Here is a 25,765-nt window from a genome sequence, read left to right on the forward strand (position 1 = left end):
TTTCAAAATGCCGCCGCTCTCTCAATTGCTTCGAGGACGCGGCCCGTATCCGGCAGATAATAGTCTTCATATCCAAAATAGGGGACGGGCGTATCGAATCCAGTCACCCTCTCCACAGGAGCCTTCTGATAGAGGAAAGAAAAGTCATTGATGATGGCAAGGACATCGTTGCCCACACCCCCTGTGGCGTGAGCTTCATGGACGATGACGGTCCTCCCTGTCTTCTGGACAGATTCGGTGATAAGATCCTTGTCCAGGGGAGACAGCGTCCTCATATCGAGTACCTCACATGAAATCCCCTTTTCCCCTGCCTTCTTCGCTGCCTCCTCTGCCACCTTCACCATTGCTCCCCATGCAATGACCGTGACATCGTCCCCTTCAAGGACGGTCCTTCCTTTACCGATTTCAACCGTATACTTCCCCTCGGGTACTTCCTCACGTGTCGACCGATAGCACTGCATGGGCTCAAGGAATAAGACGGGGTCCGGGTCTTCAATGGCAGCAATCAACAACCCCTTTGCCTCACGGGGAGTAGAAGGGCACACGACCTTGATGCCCGGCATATGGGTGAACAGCGCCTCCGTACTATCGGAATGGATCTCAGGCGCCCGGACACCAGCTCCGTACGGGGCCCGTATGACCATGGGACATGTATAGTGCCCGAGCGTTCTCGAGCGCAGGCGGCTTGCGTGGGTCATGATCTGCTCATAAGCAGGATAGATGAATCCGAGGAACTGGACCTCTGCCACGGGACGGAACCCATTTACCGCCATTCCGATCGCAGCACCGATGAATCCGGCCTCACTCAGAGGCGTGTCCAGCACCCGATCTTCACCGAACTCTGCCTGGAGGCCATCCGTTGCGCGGAACACCCCGCCGTTCGTCCCGATATCCTCCCCAAGGAGCAGGGTATCACTCCGTTCGTTCAACATGACCCGAAGGCCGTCTGTGATCGCCTGTACCATCGTCATCGTTTTGGTTGTTGTCATGATACTCATCTTGATCCCCCCTTCAGATGTGAAAGCAATCTTTCTTTCTGCTGAAGGACGGGCCAAGTCGGTGTTTCGAATACATGATCAAAGATCAGGGACGGGTCCGGCTCAGGATACTGTTCCAGATCCGCAACAGCCGCATCGACCTCCTTGGCAACCTCCAGCTTGACGGAATCCAGCCACTCCTCATCGCACCAGCCTTTTTTCTCCATATAGCGCTGCAGCCTGTCTATCGGATCTTCCCTTCTTTTCACATCGCTCTCTCCCTGATCCCTGTATTTCGAGGGATCATCGGCTGTCGTATGGGCACCGTACCTCCACGTCACAGCTTCAATAAGCGTCGGTCCTTCCCCTCTCCTTGCCCGCTCCAATGCTTTCTTTGTTTCAAAATAAACAGCGAACACATCATTCCCGTCGATCCTGACGCTCGGGATGTCATACGCAATGGCCTTTTGTGCAATCGTCTTCGTTTTCATCTGCTTGTGGACAGGCACCGAAATCGCATAGCGGTTGTTCTGGTTGAAGAAGACCACAGGAGCCCCCCATACGCTCGCCAGGTTAAGGCCCTCATGGAAATCCCCTTCGGATGTCGCTCCATCACCGAAATACGCGATGGTGACATTCTCCGTCCCTTTCCTCTTTTCGGCATATGCCGCCCCCACGGCATGTGGAAGCTGGGTCGCGATCGGGATGCCAGGGGTAAAGATATTCTTTCCGTCAGGCGGGACACAGCCTTCATTCCGCCCCTTCCAAAACAGAAGGATTTGAAGCAGCGGGTGCCCAAAGGTCATGGTCGCCCCATGATCCCGGTATGTGGGAAAAAGCCAGTCCTTTTCATGCAGGGCCATAGCGCTCCCCACTTGGGATGCTTCCTGCCCCTCAAATGGAGCATAGGTGCCGATGCGTCCTTGCCGTTGAAGACTTACTGCCTTGCGGTCGAACGTCCGGATCCGGATGAGGTGGCGCAGGAACGTCCTCGCCAACCCTTCGGACACCTCTTTCTCTCTATCGGGGCTCAACTCCCCATGCGGATTCAGCACTTGAACGATCGGAAACTGTTCGATCATTCCCTCACCTCTCTCATGGGGAAGTTTCCCCATTGTATTATTTTGGGTGTATTGATAATTGCAAGGATGTCAGATTGATAGGTTTCCTTTTTTCTATTGGTTTTTGCTTAGGGCCGCGAGCCGCCTACGCTTTTCTTTTTGTCTAGCTACGGCGCCTTGGGGCTCGAGGTCATAAGTCATAATCGTCAAAAGGGCCAAGACCATGCCCTTCTGACGATCCCACCTTATGCTTGTCGGGTCAGAACGAGCCGCCTACGCTTTTCTTTCTGTCTAGCTACGGCGCCTTGGGGCTCGAGGTCATAAGTCGTAATCGCCTAAAGGGCGAAGACCATGCCCTTCTGCCGATCCCGCCTTATGCTTGTCGCCCCAGAACGAGCCGCCTCCGCTTTTCTTACTTCCTTACGCTCCATTTTGGGCGTTTGGTGTGGGTGAAGAAGCTGTTTCGTTTGGTTCTGGTCTGGATGCGGTTTTCGCAGAAGCGGTCTGCTGCCTGGACGGTGGTGATGTGTTCGTTTTCTGATTGGGTGTAGATGTTGAGGAGGCTGTTATAGATGGCCCCCGTTTTCTGGAGGACGCGTTCTTTGTTAGGTTCATAGAGTTCATCGGCTACCTGGATCAGCCCCCCTGCGTTGACGATGTAATCAGGGGCGTACAGGATCCCTTTCTGGTGAAGGGACATCCCGTGTCTGTGCTCAAGGAGCTGATTATTGGCAGAACCGGCGACGGCTTTCACCTTTAAACGTCCGATGGTCTCGTCGTTCAGGATCCCGCCAATGGCACAAGGGATGAACACATCGGCATCCACAGAGTAGATTTCGTCTCCGCTGACGACCTTCACTGCCGTTCCGAGGGCTTTTGCTTTCAACTGCAGTTTTTCCACAGAGTGATGACTGATATCGGTCACAATCAGATCGGCTCCTTCTTCAAGAAGACGTTCCGCGACTTTGAATCCGACTTTCCCCAGTCCCTGGACCGCATAGCGCTTCCCGTGAAGATCCCTTGATCCCCAGATGGTTTCGTTGGTGGCTTCAAGTCCGTAGATGACGCCCATTGCTGTCGGAATGGAAGAGTCACCGCTTCCTCCATATACTTCATCGACCCCTACGATGCAGTTGGTTTCCTTTAGGGCGTGGACAAAATCATCGGGTGACGTGCCCATATCCGTCCCTGTGTAGAATCTTCCTTGAAGGGATTCGACGAACTGCCCGAATGCCCTGAATAGCTCGGGATGTTTATCTTTGGTCGGGTCACCGATGATGACCGCTTTTCCTCCGCCAAAATCCACGTCTGCTGCCGCGCATTTGTATGTCATCCCCCTCGACAATCTGAGTACGTCGTTCAATGCCGCATCCACTGAGGCATACGGCATCATCCTGCACCCGCCGAGAGCGGGTCCGAGAGTGGTATTATGTATGGCGATGATTGCTTTTAAACCGGTCTCTTCATCGTTGCAGAACAGGACCTGTTCATGATTCTTGATCTGATCGAACATGTCCATTCCCCTGACCTCCGTCTCTTTTGTAAACGTTTTCATTTTATCGGATAGGCTTGCCATGCGAGTTCCCCCTTATCGTCTTCAATCAGTCCCGATACGTTCAGCGATTGTTTGTTTCGGAAGGACAACCTGCCTCACTTCTCCTTCTCCTACAATGGAGTCCGTTTCCTTCCGGCGGATCATGATTTCAGTCCAGATGCCTTTTTCATTCATTCGGGTCACGGTGGCCATGATACTCAAACGGGTTCCCGTCCGCGCTGGTGAACGATGCATCACCTTTACTTCGGCACCCATTCCTTCTTCCTCTTCGTTCAGGAAAGGAAGGATGATTTGACGGGAAACCCATTCCATGTGATAGACCATTTGAACGGTGGAATAGACTGGGTGGACCACTTCCCCTTCAAAGCTTGCGTGCATGTCGGGTGTGACATCAATAATGATTTCTAGCGTGTGCCCTACGGTCAATCCGGACTTCATCGCTTTCCTCCTTTAAATGATTGCATTATGGATATTAATATAACGTTAATTCAACGATATAATAACATTTTGTTTTATAAATAGTCAATAAATTGTTAAAATTAAAAATTCTTATTGTTTTTGAGGGAGATGGGTGTTTTTTATGGGGGAGTATTGAACAGTAGACCGTTCCTTTTCGCTGCAGGCTCCTGCTTTCCTGCGGGGAGCATGCCGAGCCTCCTCGTACCTGCGGGGTCTCGACCATACTCCTTTTCCGCTGGAGTCAGGCGCCTTCCGCTTCAATCCACTCTGGGATTCTTGTAGGGGATGAGCTGAATGAATTCCCTTTATATGTAATGTTCTTAGATTCATTAATTAATGAATCCGGGGTAAGCATTCTTTATGGGGCTATATTGAATAATAGACCGTTCCTTTCCGCTGCAGGCGCCTGCTTTCCTGCGGGGAGCATGCCGAGCCTCTCGTGCCTGCGGGGTCTCGACCATACTCCTTTTCCGCTGGAGTCAGGCGCCTTCCACTTCAATACACTCTGGGATTCTTGTAGGGGATGAGTTGAACGAATTCCCTTTATATGTAATGTTCTTAGATTCATTAATTAATGAATCCGGGGTAAGCATTCTTTATGGGGCTAAATTGAACAGTAGACCGTTCCTTTCCGTTGCAGGCGCCTGCTTTCCTGCGGGGAGCATGCCGAGCCTCCTCGTGCCTGCGGGTCTCGATCATGCTCCTTTTCCGCTGGAGTCAGGCGCCTTCCACTTCAATCCACTCTGGGATTCTTATGATGTAAGAATTGTTTTTTCAAGAAGCATTGTTTGGTGGATATTCATCCTAAGTCTCCATCTTATATGTTTGGGAGGATACTTATCATACAATCAACTAGTGTAGAGACCACCTTCAACTATATTTCTCAATCTACTTCCTAATAGTTCTCTTAAACATAAAAAAACAAGAATGTGCGCTTGGCCATCATTCTTGTTTTTTTACTGCTAGTATTCTATTTGTTGATCAGTATTTATAGGATTGTCCGCCGTCGATCGGGATGACGGCTCCGTTAATGAAGTCTGCTTGGGAGGATAGCAGGAAGGCTACGAGGTATCCGACTTCTTCTGGTTTTCCGAAGCGTTTCATCGGATTGACGCTGACGAATTCCTTGCCTGCCGCTTCCCAGTCATCGCCTCCGATTTGGCGGAGGGAGCCTTCGACCATCGGTGTCATGATGGCACCTGGTGCGATGGCTTTGATGCTGATTCCGTACTGGCCATATTCAACACCGGAATTGCGGGTCATGCCGACTACGCCGTGCTTGCTTGCCGCATAGCCGGATTGGTTGCCGACGCCGCGGATCCCTCCCACGGATGCCGTATTGACGATGGAACCGTAGCCCTGCTCCCTCATGACTTTCAGTACATATTTCATGCCATAAAAGACACCGTTCAAGTTGATGTTCACTACACGTTCAAATTCATCCGTACCATATTCCTCTGTAAGATCCTGCTTCCCTTCGATTCCTGCGTTGTTGAAGAATCCGTCGATTTGACCGAAGTGCTCCACCGTTTCATCGACGTATTTCTTCACGGCGCTTTCGTCGGAGCAATCCGCTTCGATCAACAATACGTCCGCTTCACTGTAAGAAGATAGAATGGATTGCTTTACTTCTTCCAAACCACCTTGGTTCAGGTCTACGAGTGATAGTTTTGCGCCTTCCGATGCAATTTGCATGGCCGCAGCATGTCCAAGTCCGGACGCAGCCCCAGTGATCAAGATTACTTTGCCTTCAAAACGTTTCATTTTGAAATCTCTCCTATTCTTGATGGTTTACCAGAACCGGGCAGGGATGAATTTCCTGTCCTTACTAGTAGATTACGCCTATTCCATTTGAAGGGCAAACAACTCGACTCGCACCAAAAAGCCGGCCTTCAGGGGCCGGCTTTCTTTAGGAGAGGAGGGCCCGATCACTGGCAAGCTTGCTACCGCGGATCCGCTGAAACTCATGAAGGAGTCCTTCAACGGTCAAGCCCTTCTTCTCTTGTTCATTCACTTCAAGGATGATCTGTCCTTTATCCATCATGATCAGCCTGTTCCCTAAATCGATGGCCTGCTGCATATTGTGGGTGACCATGAGGGTGGTCAGGGCGTATTGATCCACAATTTGACGGGTCAACTTCGTGATCAGATCAGCGCGTGCTGGATCAAGTGCTGCCGTGTGTTCGTCCAGAAGGAGGATGGACGGCTCCGTGAAGGTCGCCATGAGAAGGGACAGTGCCTGACGCTCCCCTCCCGATAGCAATCCGACTTTCGCGTTGAGCCGATTCTCCAGACCGAGGTGAAGGCTCTCAAGTACTTCCCTGAAATACATCTTCCTCTTCTTTGTGACTCCGAGCCTGAAGCCCCTCGTACGATTCCGCGAGTAAGCCATGGCAAGATTCTCTTCGATGGTCATCGAGGGGGCCGTGCCTGCCATCGGATCCTGGAAGACGCGTCCGATGAGCTTCGATCTCCGGTACTCCGACACTTTCGACACATCCTGATCCTGGATGTGGACGGTTCCGACATCTGGAATCATGACCCCCGAGACGATATTCATGAGCGTTGATTTTCCGGCCCCGTTGCTTCCGATCACCGTGACGAAATCGCCTGGTTCCAGGGAAAGCTGGATATCATCGAGGGCGATTTTTTCATCAGGTGTTCCTTCGTTGAAGACTTTGTGGATCCTATTTAATCGTAACACTGCTGCCACCCTCTCCTTCCGAGACCGGAACGGCCTTCATCCTCTCAGCCATGCGCTTTGCCTTGCGCTTCCTGTCCTTATATCTCTCCATGACTTTCGGCATGACGAGTGCGAGGATGACGATCGTCGCTGTAATCAGCTTCATGTCCCCCGTTTCAAGGAAGTCTACGCGAAGGGCCATGGAGACAACCAGACGGTAGATGATGGCACCGCCTATGACGGCAAGTGTCGTCCTTGCAATGGATTTGGTACCGAAAAGGGCTTCACCGATGATGACGGATGCAAGACCGATGATGATCATACCGATCCCCATCCCGACATCGGCGAAGCGGCTGTACTGAGCAATGAGTGCCCCGGACAGGGCTACAAGCGCATTGGAAATCCCGAGACCGAGGATGATCATGAGGTTCGTATTGGCAGAAAAGCTGCGGATCATCCGCTGATTATCGCCGGTCGCCCTGAGGGCAAGACCCACTTCTGTCTTGAGGAACGCATCCGTCAAAAACTTGATCATCACCGTCACGATCGTCATGAACAGGAGGACCGCCCATGTATCAGGGAGTGGCTCGCCTAATCCGACTGCATTCCAGACACCATTCAGTGCCCGGTCGATTCCAAGGGACCCGATCAGCCCTGTGATTCCCGTAAAAGCCGTATCTTCATTCAATAGGGACACATTGGATGTGCCCATGATCCTCAAATTGATGGAGTAGAGGGCAATCATCATCAGGATTCCGGATAGGAGTGCATTGATCTTTCCGAATGTATGGAGAAGCCCTGTTATACACCCTGCGACGAAGCCGATCACCATGGCGGTGACCGTTGCAGCGACGGGATTCACTCCGCTCACGATCATCGTAGCTGCAACGGCTGCCCCCGTCACGAAGCTCCCGTCCACTGTCAGATCAGGGAAATCCAATATCCTGAAGGACAGGTAGACTCCCAAGGCCATGATGGCGTAAATGATCCCTGACTCAAAGGAGGCAAATATGGCCGTTGGCATCTTGAATCATCCTTTCTATCACTCTTCGTAGAATTCTCCGAGTTCACTCCAGGCATCCTTCACTTCGACACCCTGTTCTTCGGCCGCTTTCTTGTTGATCATAAGTTTGAAATCTTTCGGATACTCCACGCTGATCTCAGACGGTTTCTTCTCACCCTTCAGGATCTTAACGGCCATGAGGCCCGTTTCATATCCAAGATCTTCATAGCTGAATCCACTGGCGGCTACCGCCCCTTTTTTCATGGAATCAAGTTCTCCGACGAAAAGCGGGATATCTTTATCATTGGCGACACCGATGACGGCATCAAGGGCTGAGACCACCGTATTGTCTGTCGGGACGTAGATGGCATCCACACGGCCTACAAGCGATTCAGTCGCCTGCTTCACTTCCGCTGAAGTGGATACAGACGCTTCCACGACCTGCGCTCCCTTTTCCTCAGCAAGCTTCTTCACTTCCTTGGCCTGTACGACGGAGTTTTGTTCACCAGAGTTGTAGATCACCCCGATTTTCTTCGCTTTCAGTTCATCTGTGATAAAAAAGATTGTCTTGGAGGTCGCTTCGGGATGGTTGTCCGATGTACCCGTGATATTCTCCCCCGGCTCCTCGAATGATTTCACCAGTTCAGCACCGACGGGATCCGTCACCGATGTAAACACGATGGGGATCTTCTTGGTCGCATTCAAAGCATGCTGTGCGCTCGGTGTTGAATTGGCGAAAATAAGGTCCACCCCGTCCCCGACGAGGTTTTTGGCGATGGTCTGGGAATTATTCGGATCACCCTGGGCATTCTGAACATCGTATTTCACGTTGTCGCCCTCTTTGAATCCGTTCTCTTCCAGTGCTTTCTTAAACCCTTTGTAAGCTGCATCAAGCGACGGATGCTCGACGATCTGACTGACCCCGATCACATATTCCTTCTTTCCATCGCCCTCGCCACCGCTTTTTTCTGATGAACCGCAACCCGATAAAATCATCATCCCGAGGAGCAGGGACGATGCACCCAATAACCAACCTTTCTTTTTCACAGAAATCCCCCTTTGATCACAAGTTATATGATTAATAGTCTATAAGACTACCGAATCCTTTTTGTGATAAAAATGACACGTACCGTTATTACAACGTTATAGTATCACTGACGTCACAAAATAGTCAATAATATTCGGAAAATTTAAAAATTACTCTCAGTATAGTGGTTTTGGCTCAGGATTTCCAGAAGATTTTAGCGGTTTAAAAGAAAAAAGCAGCGGGTGTCTTCCTCACCCACTGCTTTTCAACTCTTATTCTACCTTCATAGTGTCTGAAAGAGCCCTCAGGACCGTTGAGGCGTCGGTCATCATCCCGTCCACCACTTCTTTGACGGTCGGTACATCCGCGATCAGACCGGCCACCTGTCCTCCATTGATGAATCCTTCGTCAAGCTTCCCTTCGAGGGCACCTTTGCGATGATTGTCCTCAGAGGTCAGTTCCGCATACTGTTCAAGGGTCATTCCCTGTTTTTCAAGATCCAGTACCTTTTCTGCGTAAGGGGACCTCAGAACACGCCGTACCCTTCCTACGCTCCGCCCCACAATAAGCGTCCCGTGATCATTCGCCGCAAGAAGGGTTTCTTTATACCGCTCATGAAAGGGTGCTTCCTTGGTCGCGATGAACCGGGTTCCCATCTGGACGCCGCTTGCGCCCAGGGCGAGCATGGCTGCAAGCCCGCGGCCGTCCGCAATTCCCCCAGCTGCCACGACGGGAACGGCCACTTCATCCACGAGCTGCGGGATGAGGGCCAGGGTCGTGGTCTCGAGATGGGAGTTGATGCCCGCCGCTTCATACCCTTCCGCCACCAGTACGTCTGCCCCTGCATCCGCCGCTTTTCTTGCTTGCTTGCGGGACGCCACCACGCAGATCACCTTGATCCCGTGGTCGTGAAGGACAGGAATGAGCGGGGCGGGATTTCCTGCTGATAGGGAAACCACGGGAACCTCTTCCGTGATGGCGATCTCGATCATGCCTTTCAGGTCAGGCGTCATTGTAATCGGGATATTCATGGCGAACGGCCGGTTCGTCAGCATCTTCAGATCCCGGACGATCCCCCCCACTTCCTCCACATCCATGGTCCCCGTCCCGATTGTCCCAAGGGCACCCGCTTCCGACACGGCGGCAGCCAGGCGTGCATTGCTGATGTTCCCCATGCCTCCCTGGATGATGGGGTGCTGGATTCCTAAGCATTCCGTGAGTCTATTCATAGCGATTCCTCCTTTACTCCGTTCATATTTTTAAAAAGAGGTTTACAAAACCTCTTCCAGCATTTATGCTATCTATAGCTACTTTGCGTAACAAGGTAGCTGAACTTTTATCGTAGTATCTTGTTTTACAATATACCTAAAGGGGAATCGTCATGTCGATCCGAAGCCAACTGCTAAAAGGGATTCTTGATGGATGCATCCTGGCCGTCATTGAAAAGGAGCCCGTCTATGGCTATGAATTGTCCAGGAAACTTCAGGCATCCGGCCTGCAGGATGTGAGTGAAGGAACAATCTATCCCGTCCTTCTCCGACTGCAGAAGAACAAATGGATCACAGGCGAAATGCGGCCGTCCGAATCGGGTCCGAACCGGAAATATTATTCACTGACCCAGGATGGAAAAGCCGCGCTAGTAGAGATCACCCAGGAGTGGGAGCATCTGTCCATCCCGGTCAACCAACTACTGAAAAGGGGGTAACACCATTGATTGCAGCAAAAGAACTGATCGAATTGAATAACAGGAAGAGAGAAGAACTGACCGAAGAGAACGAAAAATATTATTCCGATATCTTATTGTACCTTCGACTCCAGCTCACTCTGTCTGAACAGCAGACCGAGGAGATCCTTATGGAGATCCTCGAACATCTCCTGGAAGGACAGGAGGAAGGAAAGTCAGCTACGATGATCTTCGGAGCTGATCCAAAAGCGTATGCCGACGAGCTTGTCGAACAGCTCCCTCCAGAGGACAAACGGAGCGTGGCAGGGTTCATTTCCCTGATAACCCTGAACCTGTTCGGCATTTACTTGGCCATCCGCGGAGCAGGCCTGTTGATCACTTCTTTCTTCAAAGAAGTGGAAAATGATGTGTTCATCGGCTCGGCAGCCATTATGGCGGTGATCTTACTCCTCACCATATTGGCAGAGCTCAAGATGTTCTTTTCCATCATCAAGCGTTCACTATTTCAAGAAAAAGATTCAGCCGGCAAGATGGCCCTGATCGGCGGATTGAGCGGTGGAGCGATCAGCGTACCGTTTTTCCTTGCCTTGTTTTTCCTACCCGACCTTGGCCCTTCTTTTTCTTTCAACTGGTGGTCTTCCCTTATCGCTGGATTGGTCATGATCATTCTGTACAAGATGATATCCAGAAACAGATTCTAATCCATCAGGAGCGGATGGTTCATCACGTCGTAGGATGTATCTTTATTTGTGAGCTCGTTTCCATCTTCGAATACACTCTCGAAGAAGCGGGAGGCGGGCTCAGCAAGCTCCTTATAATACTCTCCGAAAAGCGTAGCAGCATGACCTCCGAGCCATTTATCCGGTAGCAATTCATCGGGCAGTCCAGGATCCACGAATAGGAACTTCCGGTATTCGTGGACAAGCTTTGCCCGCCCCACGAAACACTCCGCATCGGTCATCTGTCCCTTGGCGATTTTGCTTTTATCGATCATATACATGCGGCTGTACTCCGCGATGAACTCCTCATACTTGGCATTGATTTCTTCCAGATCCCAGTTCTTCTCTACGAGCCTTCTGCTTTCACTCGGCCCTTTATGGTCGGCAATGAAGAAGTCGACATACTCTTCGATCTCATATTTCAGGATCAGCTGCCGGACCTGCTTCTCCAGGTCATTCGGGGAAATCCACGTACTGGCGGACATTGTGCCGAAGCCGCTCCAAACCAGTTCTTTCCTGAGCTCATCCCGTATACTCCGGATTTCTTCCGGAATGGAGTACATGAAGATCCTCCACTTCCCGTCCCACTCCTCAGGCTTCAGCTTGAAGATCCTGTTCGCAGCCTCTTCCATCCTGTCGACGCCGCGCTCGGTCAACGTGTAATAACTTTTATTCCCTTGTTTCTCTGCCTGGACCCAGCCCTGTTTGTTCATTCGCGAAATGGCCGCCCTCACTGCCTGGTCATTGTGGCCGAACTCATTCAGGAGCCGGATCAGGCTCCCGATCCAGATTTTATTCCCATAGTGGCTGATGTAATCCCCGTATAAGGTGAAAATCATTGATCTTGTATTCATGATAAGCCTCTCCTTTTACGCCCGGTCTATGATGGATTGCTGCGTGACGTGTTCTTAACGTATAACTATTATAATATCATAATTGTCAGAAAGAAGAAGCGTTTACATCATCGGTTTCAACACGGGTCATTAAGGGAAGGGATAAGAAAAATAGCAGAAAGGACTGTTATATGGATACTCTCTTATTCTCTGTCTTTACCATCGCCTATATCGTCCTCTTCATCGTGTCCATCCGGCTCCTCAGGAAACGGCACGCTCTCAGCATCGCGTTCCTCCTTCCTGTCATTGCAGGTCTCATTTACGATAACGGCATCATCGCCTCTGGGAAATACATAGGGGAAGGACGGCTCCTGAAAGAACTGAGCCTTGTGAGATATTACTTGCATGCCTTCTTCACTCCACTCCTGGTCCTGTTCGCCTGGAAGTCCCTTGAACAAGGAGGAATCCGGGCCGCACGAACGACGGCATTCCGCTCTTGTGCTTTCCTTATCACCATCGGACTGATCACTGTGGAACTCCTTACAGAGGTCATCGGCCTGAAAGTGAAACCGGAATGGTCGTACGGCGTGCTGTCATACGGAAATGCCGAACCCTCTTCCGGTCCGCCCATCATGGTCCTCATCGTCGCCATCGTCCTTCTTGCGGCATCGATTGCCGTTTGGAAAGCACAGGGGTGGATCTGGTTCTTCCTCGGTTCCCTGATCATGACGATCGGCAGTGCCGTCAGCATCCCTGTGGACAGCGGCGCCGTGACCAACTTATTCGAGCTTGCCTTGATTGCCTCCCTTGTCGGTACGGCTGCCTATCAAGCCTCCTATACAAAACAACACATCGAACCCGCGGCATGATGGTCGCGGGTTTTCCTGTGCCTTTATCCCTTCAGCCTTTCCACCACGGTCGCGATTCCCTGCCCGACCCCGATACACATGGTGGCAAGGCCATATTGGACATCCCGTCTCTTCATCTCATGCAGGAGTGTCGTCAGAATTCTTGCTCCGCTCGCCCCGAGGGGATGTCCGTAGGCAATCGCACCTCCATTGACATTCACTATCGCCTCGTCGAGTCCAAGCTCCCTGATACAAGCGAGGGACTGGGCGGCAAATGCTTCATTCAACTCCACCAGTCCGAGCTGTTCCATGGTGATACCCGCCCGGGTCAATGCTTTTCTGGTGGCTTCGATGGGACCGATGCCCATGACGGACGGTTCCACGCCGGCGACAGCAGACGTCACATACCGGGCGAGAGGCGTCAATCCCAGCTCCTCCGCTTTGCCCCTGCTCATCAGGAGCAGGGCAGCAGCCCCATCGTTCACCCCTGAAGCATTACCTGCCGTGACGGTCCCGCCCTTGAACAGCGGCTTTAATCCTGCAAGCTTTGCGAGATCGGTTTCCGGTCTCGGATGCTCATCTTGGGTAACGCGCATGGTCTCGTTCCGTTTGTGGAGCACCTCCACCGATACTATCTCATAGTCCAAGCGTCCGTGGACCTGCGCTTCTCTTGCTTTGGTCTGACTCCCCAGGGCAAAACGATCCTGCTCTTCACGGGAGATATTGAATTTCTTTGCCACGTTCTCGGCTGTTTCCGGCATGGAATCGGTTCCGTACATGTCCTCCATCTTCGGATTTACAAACCGCCACCCGATGGTCGTATCAAACAGCTCCATGTTCCCCCGGGGGAACTCCCCTTCAGGCTTTCTCATCACCAGGGGGGCACGGGTCATGCTCTCCGTTCCTCCTGCGATGAAGATCTCACCCTCACCTGCCAGGATGGCCCGAGCCGCATAATTCACCGCATCGAGACCGGATCCGCACAGGCGATTAATCGTGGTCCCCCCCACTTCGACGGGAAGCCCTGCCAACAGGGCAGACATCCTGGCCACATTCCGATTGTCCTCTCCGGCTCCGTTTGCATTTCCGAACACCACTTCCTCAATGGCTTCCGGAGGTACGTCGGGATTCCGCGCGATCAGGGCCTTGATGACAACAGCCCCCAGATCATCAGGCCTCACCCCTTTAAGGCTTCCTTTGTATCTCCCGATCGGGGTTCTGACGGCATCGACGATCACAACTTCCCTCATGTCGACTTCTCCTTTTCTTTCTCCACAGAGTACTCATACACGCCCCTGCCCGTCTTACGCCCCAGCCTTCCCGCCTTCACATACTGCTCCAACAGGGGAGCCGGACGGTATTTATCGCCGAGCTTTTCATGGAGGTACTTCAAGTTATTGAGGCGCGTGTCCAATCCGACCAGATCTCCGAGCTCAAACGGTCCCATGGGATAGTTCAACCCAAGCTTGATGGCTTTATCAATGTCTTCCGGTGTCCCGAGCCCCTCTTGTAGCATGAAGAATGCTTCATTCCCCACTAGAGCCGAGATCCTGCTTGTGACAAATCCGGGGAATTCATTGATGATGACCGTCTCTTTCCCCATGGCGCGTGCCGCTTCGCGGACGGCCTCCACCGTTTCTTCATCCGTCTCCAAGCCCTTGATGATCTCGATCAGGGGCATTTTATGTACGGGATTGAAGAAGTGCATGGCGATGACCTTATGAGGCCTTTTTGTGTATGAACCGATTTCCGTCGGGCTCATCGTGGACGTGTTGGTGGCAAAACAACATGATTCAGGAGCATGGGCGTCCAGCACCTGGAATACGGAGCGCTTCAGCTCCCGGTCTTCCGGTACAGCCTCGATGACAAAATCAGCATCCGATACGGCAATCGACAGATTGGTGGAATAATGAAAGTTCCCTCTTGCTTCTTCGTATTGATCCGCCGTGAGCTTCTGGCGCTCTATCCCTTTTTGCAGGTATCCTGCAATCTCCCTTTCTGCATGGAGCAGCTGTTCTTCCTTAATATCCACAAGGGTGGTCCGATACCCGCCTACGGCACTTACGTAGGCAATCCCTCTCCCCATGACCCCTGAACCGACGACAACGAGATTCCGCATGATACCCTCTCCTCTCTTGAAATAAGGGGTTGACCTCCGGAAAGGACAACCCCTGTCTGTTCATCACACACCGAATGGATTAAGTGGACGATTGCCGAAATAGGAAATGATGCTTTTCGTCTCGGTATATAAATCCAGCGTCTCGACGCAAAGCTCCCGACCGAACCCGGATTGCTTGTATCCGCCGAACGGGGTGCCAGGAAACGCCGAGAATGGGCAGTTCACCATGACGATTCCGGCCTGGATCTCTTTGGCCACCCGTGTTGCACGCCCATGATTCTCCGTCCAGATTGCAGATCCGAGACCATATTCGCTGTCATTGGCCATGCGGATCGCTTCTTTCTCATCCTTGAACGTCATCACAACCACGACTGGTCCGAAGATCTCTTCTTTTACGGCTTTCATGTCATGGCTCACATTGGTGATGATCGTCGGCTCATACCAGCTTCCCTTTTCATAGCCGTCCACCTTTGCTTGTTTTCCTCCGGTCAGGATCGTTGCCCCATCTTCTTTGGCCGATGTCACATACTCATGGATCGTATCCACCTGCTTTTGATCGATGACGGCCCCGATATGTGTTCCTTTATCGTGAGGGTCCCCCAGGGTGAGCTTCTTCGTCTTCTCGACGAATTTCTCCATGAACGCTTCATAGATATCTTCATGTACATACAGTCTGGACCGGGCTTCACAGGATTGACCGGTATTATAGAAGATTCCGAAGAGAGACCCGTCGACCGCTGCATCCAGGTTGGCGTCGGCGAAGACGATATTCGGGGATTTCCCGCCGAGCTCCAAGGTGACGCGCTTCAATGTCTGTGACGCCCTTTCCATGATGTTCTTCCCTACAGGCGTCGAGCCTGTGAACGCGACTTTATCCACGTTCTTGTGCTCCACCAAATAATTCCCCACCGTTGAACCGGAGCCTGGAATGATGTTGATGACTCCTTCCGGTACGCCGGCTTCAATACAGATCTCACCCAGGACGATGGCGGTGAGAGGGGTCAGGGTCGCCGGCTTCACGATCACGGAGCATCCGGCAGCAAGGGCGGGGGCAATCTTCCAAGCAGCCATCATCAATGGATAATTCCATGGAATGATCTGCGCGCAGACTCCGACCGGCTCTTTTTCCGCTACATTGGTGAATTGACCCGGGACCGGATTCACCGTCCCCCTGTGACCGACGATGGCGCCAGCATAGAATTCAAAGTCCTCGATCGCCTGCATGACCTGACCCTGTGCAGCCGACAGGGACTTTCCGCTGTCCATGATTTCAAGTGCCACCAGCTCATTGAATCTTGACCGCATGATCCCTGCGATTTTATTGAGAGTACGTGAACGTTTATTGACCGGGGCCTTTTTCCATTTGCCGAAATCAAAGGCATTGCGGGCAGCCTGTACGGCTTTCTCTGCATCCTCGATGCCTGCAAGCGACACCGTGGCCAGTAGCTCCCCAGTAGCCGGATTGTAGGTGTTGAAGGTTTCGCCGGATTCACTTTCCGTTCGCTGTCCTCCGATAATTAAGGAATAATGTTCCCTCTTCGTTTCCAACACGTCAAACGTCTGTTCTTTCACTGTCGACATCTCTTCATCTCCTTTGGGATTATCGTCCTTCAAAAACAGGTCTCTTCTTTGCCATAAATGCTTCGACACCTTCACGGTGATCCGCGGTCATGCCGGCCATCCGCTGGGCGTAGGCTTCTTTTTCCAAATACTCGTCAAATGTCCGCTTCGGCGCATCCTTCAATAGCCGCTTCATCGAACCGATCGCCTTCGTCGGAAGGGAGGCGATCCGTCCTACGAATCTCGCAGTCTCCTCTTCCCATGAATCAGCCGTGATCACTTTGGTGGCTAGCCCGAGATCTTCTGCTTCCCGAGGACTGACCTTTTCACCTAGTACAGCCAGTTCCATCGCCTTTGCATAGCCTATAAGATTGCTTAAGTAATAGAGATTGCCGGAATCCGGTACGAGCCCGACATGGACAAATGATTGGATGAAGCTTGCTTTCTCGGAGACCAGGCGGAAGTCGCAGGCAAGTGCGAGGCTGAAGCCTGCACCGGCGGCGACCCCGTTGACGGCGGCAATGATCGGTTTCGGACAATCCTCCAGCGCCTTCACCATCGGGCCATATTGGCGACGAAGCACGTCACCGTGATCCATGTTCTCATCCACCTCACTGAGATCCTGGCCGGAACAAAAGGCCCTGCCTTCCCCGGTGATGACGATCACCCTCACCCCTTCATCCCGTTCTGCCGTTTTGATCGCCTTTTGTATCTCCCGGTTCAGCTGGAGGATGAAGGCATTGAGACGGTCCGGCCGATTCAGGGTGATCCAGGCTGCTGAGTCCTTCACTTCATAACGGATGGTTTCAAACATGGCTTACCTCCCCTTGAATTCGGCAGTCCGCTTCTCCACAAACGCCTTCATTCCTTCTTTTTGATCTTCAGAGGCAAACAACAGATAAAAGTTCTTCCGTTCTTGCTTCATCCCCTCCGATATCGTGGCATCCACCGCCATGTGTACCGATTCTTTTATCAGACGCAGGGAAAGAGGAGGCTTACCAGCCAACTTTCGGGCAAAACGCTTTGTTTCTTCTATTAATAAAGACTGCGGGATCGTCCGGTTGACGATACCCCACTGCAAGGCCTCTTCGGCTGAGAACGTTTCACCTGACAGCAGCCATTCCATTGCCCGGGTCTTCCCGAGCAACTTCGTGAGCCGCTGGGTTCCCCCGGCACCTGGCATGACGCCGAGATTCACCTCGGGAAACCCGAAGCGGGCATCCTCCGCAGCAAACAACAGATCACAGCTGAGGGCAAGTTCGAATCCCCCGCCTAGGGCAAATCCATGCACAGCACCGATAATGGGCTTTTTGATGAGGGTCATCCGGTCCCATGGTGCGAAGGGATCCAGAAGCTCAAAATCGACTGGATTGGCACCTGCCATCTCCTTGATATCGGCCCCCGCAGCGAAAGCGCGTCCCCTTCCCATCAGGAGTATGACCTTCACGCTCTCGTCACGATCGAGCCGCTCGAACGCCCCGACCACTTCAGAGACCATGTGGCGATTGAGGGCGTTCAGTACATCGGGACGATTCAATTCAACGATCCCGATGGCATCCTCCACCTTCACCGAGATGAATTCATCACTCTGATCCATCGTTCTCTTCCCCGATCATAAGGGTGACGAGGTCTCCGGCAAATCCCATGAGATCCTTGCCCGATGCCTTTCCTTCAGGCGATTTCATACCAGCTTTCATCGATTCATGGCTGTCATAGTACATCTCGCACATCAGATAATAGGCGCCCTCTCCGCCCATCGGAGATCCCGTGATCTTCGTTACCACCATCTTCTTCAGACCAGGGATCTTTGCTGTGATCGGTCCGTGGGTATTAAAATAATGCTCATCAAACGCTTCCTTATCCTCCGGGTGTTTATACAGTGCAATCAACTTGACCATATCCATCTCTCCTTTTCTTTTTTTACATGATTGTGGAAATCGGCTTCATCGCTTCAAATGGGTTACGGCACTCCTTGCAGTACAGGATGCTCCTGCACGCTGTCGGTCCGAATAAATTTTCCATTGACGTGTAATGGGAATCACAATATGGACAATGGATCTCCCACTCTTCAAGATTCGTAAACTTCTCGGGAGGCGGGGCGATGCCGAATTCCTTCAGCTTCTCCCTTCCATTTGGCGTCAGCCGGTCCGAGGTCCAAGGCGGTGTATAGACGAAGCGTACGTCGACTTCTTTTATCCCCGGCTGAGACAAGCACGCCTTTTTGACATTTCCTTTGATGATATCCAAAGCCGGACATCCGGCAAAGGTGGGTAAGAGCTTGATGGTGCATCGCTCTCCCTTCATTTCGATCAAATGGACCATTCCGAGATCGACAATGGAGATGGAGTCGATTTCCGGATCCTTGACCGTTTCAAGTATCTTCATGACCGTCTGTTCCATGCCTTCCCTCCTTCACCAGGTGCCGGATGCCTCCAGTCTGTACACTTCACTGAGTGTATGAAGGGCATCTGTCAGATCACCGGTATGTTCACCTTTACGCCCATCTCCCCTTAAGCTCCGGATGACTGGTGGATGCTGGACTCCTGTGGAATCGAATGGCTTCTTCAGTGCTTCGGTCCATCGGGATGCGAGAATGGCTTCCTCTTCAATGAGTCCGTATCGGGACATGCTCTCCCCATCCGGTCCGAGGGTCAGGACCCCCAGAAAGTCGTCACATACCCGCGAGACGGCGTCTTCCATCCGTTGTTTCGCCTCCCCGCCTGCATTCATAAGCTGTGTGAACCACGTCTGCCAGTGAAGAAGGTGATAGTACAGCTCCGTATTGATCTTGACAGCAGCCTCCGCAAGCGGACCATAACTTGACTGCTTGAGGGAATCCATGCGAACCTTCTTCGCCACCGTGTAGAAATAATGTCTCACGACAGCAAATGCCCAGTCGTAGCGCGGCTCGATCAGGTAATCACCCGGTCCATTCACTTCCTCCAGGATGATGGCATTCCTTCGCTCTTCCGGGGGACGCCCATGGGCAAGCTCGTCTTCGGTTCCTTCACCTAGGCTTGCCAACAGCTCGTAGATCATGGAAGCATGCCCCATCGTATCCTGATTGATCGAGGAGAAAGCCACATCCTCCTCAATGTGCGGAGCCAGCCCCAGCCATTCGGACCCTCTGTAGGCAAGGATGAAATCATCATCTGCCAGCTGGTAAAGGAGGGAGGCAAGGGCCTGCCTATACCCTTCATCGGGGATCGTATTCAACTCGTACTGCTTCATTTCTTCTTCACCAACTCTCCCCAGGACATGATTTCTTTTTCATCGAGCATCTCCTGCTCGTATTGGCGCCACTTTTTCTTCAGGTAACCGTAGCCTTTGGCATTGCGGTAATCCTTATTATCGAGCCGCTGCAGCGTTCCCCTTTCATCGGGGGTCATCATGCGCACATCGGAGCGTTTGACCACCCAGATATCTGCGACCGGTTCGCGCCTCATGAAATTCTCTTGTGCCATGATCATGGCAAGCTCGTGGTTCGGAGCGAGAAGGCTGAATTGATGCTGCATGACCCCTCCATCCGCACGCTTGCTGAAGACTTCGAATTCCTGATAAAACCGCTTATCCCCTGACATCTTCTCACTCCCTTCAGCTCAGTGCTTCCCGGACCCAGGCATTGTTTTCATAGGATAACTCCCTAAGGCGCAGGCGTTCCTTTGACTTTGGACCGTTGTTTTTGATGATCTGTTTGAACTCCTGCCAGTCAGGCTGCCTGTATGTCCATTCCCCCGTGGCTTCATCGAACGCCATGGACGGGTCCGGCAAAGTAAGACCAAGGGATAGGATCCTCGGGACATATTTGGTGAAGAAATCCTGCCGGAGCTGTTCATTGGTCTTCGTCCTGATCTTGTACTTAATCGTGATGTCCTGCTTGGACGACCCCGTCGTCTTGACATCACCGGGACCGAAGAACATGAGCAGTGAATCCCACCAGCGGTCGACGGCATCCTGAACCATCGCACGCTGATTCGGCGTACCCTCTGCAAGGGCCATTATGATGGCCTCACCGTGCTGTGCATGGAAGACTTCCTCTGCACAAATCCGCTTGAGCGCCCGTGCATACGGCCCATAGGAAGCATTCAACATATTGGTCTGGGTAATGATCGCGGCCCCGTCCACCAGCCATCCGATCAGCCCGGCATCCCCCCATGTCGGTGCTTCCATGTGAAATACATTATGGAATTTCAGGTCGCCGGAGAAGAGATCGCGCATGATGCCCTCCCTTGTTTTCCCGTACGGTTTCATCAAATCCTCGGCTACACGCAGAAGGAGCTGACCGTGTCCCATCTCATCCTGTACCTTCGCCATGATGCCCAGCTTCCTGCGCAGGGTCGGCGCTTTCGGGACCCACTCCTTTTCCGGCAGGGCCCCCATGATTTCACTGATCCCGTGCATGGAAATCAGTTTGATCAGTGCGTTCCGATAGTCATCAGGCATCCAATCATCCGCTTCTATCTTCCTGTCATATTCGATCTTAGCCATGAAATCTGCCATAAGCTCCCCGTCTGTCCTCTCTTGACTGATCATGTTTTCCGCCTCCTTCTTGCAGCATCGGCTGCTCCTTTAGTGGCTTATCAAACCCTCGTCCCTCAAATCCACTACCCTGACAGCTTTCCCTTCAGAGCGCGGGATTCCGTTCTTCCCTACAATCGTGACGTCCATGGAGACGTAGCAGCGTTCTTTCATCATCCCCTTCACCTTGGAAGAAAGCAGGGCTGCCTTCTCGTGGCAAAGGTCATGTGAAATCTCTTCAGAAAATGTATCGCTGATTTCAACCTTTAGTTCTACCGCATCCAGGGCCCCTTCCTTTCGCACATACACCTGATAATGAGGGGAAAGGTCCTCGACCTGCAGAAGGTAATGCTCTATTTCTGAAGGAAACACGTTGACGCCGCGGATGATCATCATGTCATCCACCCTGCCCTTTACCCTTGACATTCTCGTCGTCGTTCGGCCGCATCGGCACTGCTCCTTCGTAATGGAGGCAATGTCACCTGTACGGTAACGGATGATCGGAGATGCTTCCTTCGTCAAACTTGTGAACACGAGCTCACCGCATTCCCCTTCAGCAAGCGGCTCGAGTGTCACGGGATCAATGACCTCCACAAGGAAATGATCGTCTGCGATATGAAGACCATCCTGCGCTTCATGGCATTCCATGGCGACACCCGGTCCGACGACCTCGCTCAGTCCATAAATATCGCACGCTTTGATCCCGAGCTTCTTCTCAAGCGTCATCCGCATCGTCTCTGACCAGGGCTCAGCGCCAAATATCCCAAATTCCAAGGAAAGACCCGCCGGATCCTTCCCTTGAGACTCCATCGTTTCAGCAATCGTAAGAATGTAGGAAGGCGTCCCGCAGATGACGGATGGACGGAAATCTTCCAGAAGGGTGATCTGTCTTGCCGCGTTGCCCCCAGATACCGGCACCGTCGTCATCCCCAATCGTTCACTTCCATAATGGAGTCCCAGTCCTCCCGTGAACAAACCGTACCCATAGGCATTGTGAAGGATGCTTCCGGGTTTCCCGCCGCCTGCCGCGATGGCCCTTGCGACAATATCACTCCACATGTCAAGGTCCCGCTTCGTGTACCCTACAACAGTGGGCTTCCCGCTCGTTCCAGACGAAGCATGGATCCTGACCATGCTCTCCTTTGGTACGGCAAACATGCCGAAAGGGTACTGCGAGCGGAGGTCGGCTTTATTCGTAAGCGGTAACATTTTGATGTCTGACAAAGAATGCAGATCGGCAGGATGGACCTGATGCTCATCAAACTTTTTCCGGTAAAGGGGTACATGCTCATAGACCGCGGACAGCGTTTGTGTCAGCCTGCTCCACTGCAGGGTATCCATTGTTTCACGGTCCAACGTTTCCACTTCATGCAGGATCACCCGCACCGCCACCTTCCTACTAATTTTTTATATAACGTTAAAATACCGATTTATAAAATTTGTGTTATATGTAGCTATTCAAAACATACCGCCTTTCCCCCTCCCATGTCAATATATTTTCTGAAAATTAAATCTTATAGAAAGAAAAAAACACCTGACTCCGTGATGGAATCAGGTGAGAAATGACTTATTCCGTGTAGGCTGGGTCCATGGATGCTTCTTTTTGCTCATTTTCAATTTCATGGTCCCGTTTGATCTTGCCACTACCTACTGACAATGCGACGAATACGCCGACACTGATGAAGATCAGACCTGTCAGGAAAACGGTCGTGAACGCATCCGACCATGCCATTTCAACAGCTGAAATAACAGCTTTCCCGATTTCTTGAGGCAGCTGAAGAACATCAGGGGTCACAAGGACTCCGAACAAGCTGTCTGTCTTATCGCTCAGCGCCTTGAGGACTTGTGCAACTGCCGGATTTGATTCGCTCGATGCGACATCCTTCATATTCCCTTGAAGGGATTGATTCATCACCGCGTTCAATACGGTGATACCGATCGTTCCTCCGATTGAACGGAAGAAAGTCGAAGCCGATGTGACAGCCCCCAGACGGGACTTTGGAAATTCATTCTGGATGGCAATCATCAAAGTCGGCATTACAAGCCCCATCCCGAAGCCCATCACCACCATATAGAGATAAGCGGTGAATTCCTTCGATTCGGGTCCCATCGTACTCATGAGCAGGAAGCCTAGAACCGTGATGAGCATCCCGGTCGTCAGGACCGTACGGAACTTCAGCCTCAACAGCAGCCTTCCCCCGATGATGCTTGCGACGATCAATGCGATCATCATCGGCGTCATGGTTGATCCCGCCTGGGTAGGGGTCACGCCCAAAATTCCCTGCATGAACATCGGGACAAACATGATGGCGCCGAACATGCCGAGTCCGAGAAGGAACCCGAGGGCGTTAGTTGTGGCAAAGACGCGATTCTTGAATAAACTCAAATCCAAAATCGGCTCCTTCGCCTTCTTCTCGACTAAGCCGAATACGACCAAGAAAAGAAGGGCTCCACCGAATAAGAGGATGCTCGTTCCGGACGTCCAGGCGAATTTGTCACCGCCGAAGTTCAGTACAAGTAGAAGCATCACAAGTCCCGGTACCAATGTGATGATGCCAAGATAGTCGATGCTGACTTTCTCTATCTTACGACCAAGGTTTTCATTTTTCAGTCCTATATAAAGGAGGATGGCCGAAAGGAACCCAAACGGTACATTGATCAAGAAGATCCAGTGCCAGCTGATGCTATCAACGATGACACCACCGATGAAGGGGCCGATGACCGAGCTGAGGCCGAATAACGCACCGAATACCCCCTGCCACTTCGCGCGCTGTTCAGCAGAGAAAATATCACCGATGATCGTCTGGGACAGCGGCATGATCATGCCTCCCCCGATTCCCTGAAGACCGCGATAGAATACAAGCTGTTCCATCGTAGCGGCTGTGGCACACAAGCCCGATCCTATAATAAAGATGATGACACCGATTAAATAAAGCAACCTTCTTCCATATAAATCCGACAGTTTCCCGACAATGGGTGTGACGACCGTGGATGTGATCAAGTAGGCAGTCGTCACCCAGGCGAAGATGGAAAATCCATTCAGTTCCGCAATGATGGTCGGCATCGCCGTTCCCACAACGGTCTGCTCAAGGGCACTGAAGAACATCCCGATGATCAGACCGGTCAAGACCAGGCGCCTATTAATTCCTGTTTGTTGTTCTGACACGTTCATTCTCTCCTTTTGTATGTTCTATAATGGTAGCGAGCTTTTCATATGTCATGACCAGCTGCTCGATATCCGCTTCTTCCAAATAGGATAAGTACCGGGTAAAAATCTCTTTCCGAACAACCTTCGCTTTCTCAAAGATTGCCCTTCCTTCCTCCGTACTATCCAACTTGACGATCCTGCGATCGTCCTCATCCCTCTCCCTCCGTACCAGGCCACCCTTGATCAGCCGGTCGACCATCACCGTGATCGCACTCGGTTTCACCTCAAGCTTATCGGCCAACTCGGTCGGTTTCGCACCACCTTCTTGGCAGAGGAGATACAAGATGTAGAATTGCGGTCCCGTAAGATGCAGTTCTTTGAATGACTGTGCCATATCCTGCTGTATTTGCCTGTTGGTTATATAAAATGCTTTAAAAAGCCTTTCAATATAGCCAGGCGGGACATCATTCTGTTTCATGGCCTGCCCCCTTTCTTACACACTATAATATTTAACCTGTTTAAATATTAATGTCGTGATCAATAAATGTCAATACAGATCTTAAGGAAAATATAGTCTGAAAAAACCCACTATATAAACTTTTATAAGTAAATGCTTACATCGTTTTTCTCCGTTTACTTCACTCCGCAGGCTCTTTATAATCGGGATGGAACCTTTTTAGGAAAGGAGCTTGCTCCACCATATGAAATTATTCAAAACCTATCTTATTATCGTCATAGGCGCCTTCCTTATGGCCCTGAATATACATTTTTTCCTGACGCCAAATAACCTTGCCCTTGGAGGCACAAGCGGAGCGGCGATTGTCCTAGCGGAAATCATCAACCTCCCTGTGGGAGCCTTGATGCTCGCCTTGGACGCCTCTCTCTTCCTCCTCGGCCTGATTTTGATCGGTCCTGCATTCGGGATCAGATCCGTGATCGCCACCCTGATCCTTAATGGGTTTGTCTGGGGAATGGAATCATTCTTCCCCGTCCACCAGCCGATCAGTCCCGATGTGCTTGTACAGGTTGTGATCGGAACCTTGCTCGGTGCCGTGGGCGTCGCCATGATCTTCTATCAGGAAGCATCTGCCGGAGGAACAGGGGTATTGGCCCAGGTACTTCACAGGTACATCAACGTTGAACTCGGCACCGCCGTCCTTCTGTCCGATGTACTCATCGTTCTCGCCTCGGCTTTCTTGTTCGGACTGCAGACCGGGTTGTACGCATTCTTCGGATTAATCCTGAAAGGACTGCTGGTTGATAAAAGCATCCAGTTCTTCAATGAGCGGAAAGAAGTGGTCATCATCAGCGAGAAGAGTGAAGACATCCGTGGATTCATCATTCACGAACTCCATAAAGGAGCCACGGTCCATTCTGCCAGAGGCGGTTTTTCGGAAGACGATAAGGAAGTCATCACCACGATCCTGGAGCGCAAGGACTTTTCCAAACTCAAGACCTACATCCAGGCAACCGATAAAGAAGCATTCATCACCGTCCATTCCATGCATGAAATTTGGGGACGGAATTTCCGATCCTTTGCATGATGCGTGTAAAAAGGCTGATCCACACTG

At 51.7% G+C, this 25,765-nt stretch carries 27 protein-coding genes; 4 read left to right on the forward strand and 23 right to left on the reverse strand.

Annotated elements, in window-relative coordinates; translation table 11 throughout:
* Positions 1-2: 2 nt before the first annotated feature.
* The 9 genes from AF331_RS14730 to AF331_RS14770 all read right to left on the reverse strand — a co-directional run bounded on the left by AF331_RS14730 (position 3) and on the right by AF331_RS14770 (position 9,994).
* Complete coding sequence (locus AF331_RS14730) at positions 3-998, reverse strand: alpha-ketoacid dehydrogenase subunit beta (RefSeq protein ID WP_053428820.1); 996 nt, start codon at positions 996-998, stop codon at positions 3-5.
* Positions 995-2,059, reverse strand: a complete 1,065-nt coding sequence (gene pdhA / locus AF331_RS14735; RefSeq protein WP_053428821.1) for a pyruvate dehydrogenase (acetyl-transferring) E1 component subunit alpha — start codon at positions 2,057-2,059, stop codon at positions 995-997. Before pdhA ends, AF331_RS14730 begins: the two co-directional genes overlap by 4 nt.
* Before the next feature lie 391 nt (positions 2,060-2,450).
* The gene (locus tag AF331_RS14740) at positions 2,451-3,557 is read right to left on the reverse strand and encodes a Glu/Leu/Phe/Val dehydrogenase dimerization domain-containing protein (RefSeq protein WP_152915664.1); all 1,107 of its coding nucleotides are present in this window, start codon (positions 3,555-3,557) and stop codon (positions 2,451-2,453) included.
* A 78-nt stretch (positions 3,558-3,635) separates the two neighbouring features.
* A complete protein-coding gene (locus tag AF331_RS14745) occupies positions 3,636-4,031 on the reverse strand; it encodes a thioesterase family protein (RefSeq protein ID WP_053428822.1) in 396 nt (131 codons plus the stop codon).
* A gap of 1,002 nt (positions 4,032-5,033) precedes the next feature.
* Complete coding sequence (locus AF331_RS14750; RefSeq protein WP_053428823.1) at positions 5,034-5,816, reverse strand: SDR family oxidoreductase; 783 nt, start codon at positions 5,814-5,816, stop codon at positions 5,034-5,036.
* A 145-nt stretch (positions 5,817-5,961) separates the two neighbouring features.
* Positions 5,962-6,756: an ABC transporter ATP-binding protein gene (locus AF331_RS14755; RefSeq protein ID WP_053428824.1), complete on the reverse strand. Its 795-nt coding sequence runs from the start codon at positions 6,754-6,756 to the stop codon at positions 5,962-5,964.
* Positions 6,740-7,759 (reverse strand): ABC transporter permease, encoded by a 1,020-nt coding sequence (locus AF331_RS14760; RefSeq protein WP_053428825.1) that lies wholly within the window; start codon positions 7,757-7,759, stop codon positions 6,740-6,742. Before AF331_RS14760 ends, AF331_RS14755 begins: the two co-directional genes overlap by 17 nt.
* A gap of 18 nt (positions 7,760-7,777) precedes the next feature.
* The gene (locus AF331_RS14765) at positions 7,778-8,737 is read right to left on the reverse strand and encodes an ABC transporter substrate-binding protein (RefSeq protein WP_152915665.1); all 960 of its coding nucleotides are present in this window, start codon (positions 8,735-8,737) and stop codon (positions 7,778-7,780) included.
* 300 nt (positions 8,738-9,037) lie between these two features.
* The gene (locus tag AF331_RS14770; RefSeq protein WP_053428827.1) at positions 9,038-9,994 is read right to left on the reverse strand and encodes an NAD(P)H-dependent flavin oxidoreductase; all 957 of its coding nucleotides are present in this window, start codon (positions 9,992-9,994) and stop codon (positions 9,038-9,040) included.
* Positions 9,995-10,146: 152 nt separating this feature from the next.
* Between AF331_RS14770 and AF331_RS14775 the strand changes: the two genes are divergently transcribed.
* Together AF331_RS14775 and AF331_RS14780 are read left to right on the forward strand one after the other, a co-directional pair.
* Entirely contained in the window at positions 10,147-10,470 is a 324-nt protein-coding gene (locus AF331_RS14775) for a PadR family transcriptional regulator (RefSeq protein WP_053428828.1), read from the forward strand.
* Between the two features lie 5 nt (positions 10,471-10,475).
* Positions 10,476-11,150, forward strand: a complete 675-nt coding sequence (locus AF331_RS14780; RefSeq protein ID WP_053428829.1) for a DUF1129 family protein — start codon at positions 10,476-10,478, stop codon at positions 11,148-11,150.
* On the opposite strand, the gene paaX is transcribed toward AF331_RS14780, so the two are convergent.
* A complete protein-coding gene (gene paaX / locus AF331_RS14785; protein ID WP_053428830.1) occupies positions 11,147-12,022 on the reverse strand; it encodes a phenylacetic acid degradation operon negative regulatory protein PaaX in 876 nt (291 codons plus the stop codon). The two genes, AF331_RS14780 and paaX, sit on opposite strands and share 4 nt — an antisense overlap.
* 170 nt (positions 12,023-12,192) lie before the next feature.
* On the opposite strand from paaX, the gene AF331_RS14790 reads away from it, so the two are divergent.
* Positions 12,193-12,870 carry a hypothetical protein gene (locus AF331_RS14790; protein WP_053428831.1) on the forward strand — a complete coding sequence of 226 codons (678 nt, stop codon included), beginning with the start codon at positions 12,193-12,195 and terminating at the stop codon, positions 12,868-12,870.
* 23 nt (positions 12,871-12,893) lie between these two features.
* On the opposite strand, the gene AF331_RS14795 is transcribed toward AF331_RS14790, so the two are convergent.
* The 13 genes from AF331_RS14795 to AF331_RS14855 all read right to left on the reverse strand — a co-directional run bounded on the left by AF331_RS14795 (position 12,894) and on the right by AF331_RS14855 (position 24,672).
* Entirely contained in the window at positions 12,894-14,099 is a 1,206-nt protein-coding gene (locus AF331_RS14795; RefSeq protein WP_053428832.1) for an acetyl-CoA C-acyltransferase, read from the reverse strand.
* A complete protein-coding gene (locus AF331_RS14800) occupies positions 14,096-14,971 on the reverse strand; it encodes a 3-hydroxyacyl-CoA dehydrogenase (protein WP_053428833.1) in 876 nt (291 codons plus the stop codon). The genes AF331_RS14795 and AF331_RS14800 overlap by 4 nt, the downstream gene beginning before the upstream one ends.
* 60 nt (positions 14,972-15,031) lie before the next feature.
* Complete coding sequence (locus AF331_RS14805; RefSeq protein ID WP_053428977.1) at positions 15,032-16,549, reverse strand: aldehyde dehydrogenase family protein; 1,518 nt, start codon at positions 16,547-16,549, stop codon at positions 15,032-15,034.
* 19 nt (positions 16,550-16,568) lie between these two features.
* A complete protein-coding gene (locus tag AF331_RS14810; protein ID WP_053428834.1) occupies positions 16,569-17,342 on the reverse strand; it encodes an enoyl-CoA hydratase-related protein in 774 nt (257 codons plus the stop codon).
* Between the two features lie 3 nt (positions 17,343-17,345).
* Positions 17,346-18,125, reverse strand: coding sequence for an enoyl-CoA hydratase/isomerase family protein (locus tag AF331_RS14815; protein ID WP_053428835.1), 780 nt, complete (start codon positions 18,123-18,125; stop codon positions 17,346-17,348).
* The gene (locus tag AF331_RS14820) at positions 18,112-18,426 is read right to left on the reverse strand and encodes an EthD family reductase (protein WP_053428836.1); all 315 of its coding nucleotides are present in this window, start codon (positions 18,424-18,426) and stop codon (positions 18,112-18,114) included. The genes AF331_RS14815 and AF331_RS14820 overlap by 14 nt, the downstream gene beginning before the upstream one ends.
* A 22-nt stretch (positions 18,427-18,448) precedes the next feature.
* Positions 18,449-18,928: a 1,2-phenylacetyl-CoA epoxidase subunit PaaD gene (paaD, locus tag AF331_RS14825; RefSeq protein WP_053428837.1), complete on the reverse strand. Its 480-nt coding sequence runs from the start codon at positions 18,926-18,928 to the stop codon at positions 18,449-18,451.
* Positions 18,929-18,940: 12 nt separating this feature from the next.
* A complete protein-coding gene (gene paaC, locus AF331_RS14830; protein WP_053428838.1) occupies positions 18,941-19,759 on the reverse strand; it encodes a 1,2-phenylacetyl-CoA epoxidase subunit PaaC in 819 nt (272 codons plus the stop codon).
* Positions 19,756-20,109, reverse strand: coding sequence for a 1,2-phenylacetyl-CoA epoxidase subunit PaaB (paaB, locus tag AF331_RS14835; protein WP_053428839.1), 354 nt, complete (start codon positions 20,107-20,109; stop codon positions 19,756-19,758). The genes paaC and paaB overlap by 4 nt, the downstream gene beginning before the upstream one ends.
* 13 nt (positions 20,110-20,122) lie before the next feature.
* The gene (paaA, locus tag AF331_RS14840; protein ID WP_053428840.1) at positions 20,123-21,061 is read right to left on the reverse strand and encodes a 1,2-phenylacetyl-CoA epoxidase subunit PaaA; all 939 of its coding nucleotides are present in this window, start codon (positions 21,059-21,061) and stop codon (positions 20,123-20,125) included.
* A 36-nt stretch (positions 21,062-21,097) separates the two neighbouring features.
* Entirely contained in the window at positions 21,098-22,426 is a 1,329-nt protein-coding gene (locus AF331_RS14845; protein WP_053428841.1) for a phenylacetate--CoA ligase family protein, read from the reverse strand.
* 187 nt (positions 22,427-22,613) lie between these two features.
* A complete protein-coding gene (locus tag AF331_RS14850) occupies positions 22,614-24,218 on the reverse strand; it encodes an MDR family MFS transporter (RefSeq protein WP_053428842.1) in 1,605 nt (534 codons plus the stop codon).
* A complete protein-coding gene (locus AF331_RS14855) occupies positions 24,187-24,672 on the reverse strand; it encodes a MarR family winged helix-turn-helix transcriptional regulator (protein ID WP_053428843.1) in 486 nt (161 codons plus the stop codon). The genes AF331_RS14850 and AF331_RS14855 overlap by 32 nt, the downstream gene beginning before the upstream one ends.
* A 223-nt stretch (positions 24,673-24,895) precedes the next feature.
* Here AF331_RS14855 and AF331_RS14860 point away from each other — a divergent pair, with 223 nt between their 5' ends.
* Entirely contained in the window at positions 24,896-25,738 is an 843-nt protein-coding gene (locus AF331_RS14860) for a YitT family protein (RefSeq protein WP_053428844.1), read from the forward strand.
* Positions 25,739-25,765 lie beyond the last annotated feature (27 nt).

It is taken from the genome of Rossellomorea marisflavi (assembly GCF_001274775.1).
GTDB classification, from domain to species: domain Bacteria; phylum Bacillota; class Bacilli; order Bacillales; family Bacillaceae_B; genus Rossellomorea; species Rossellomorea marisflavi.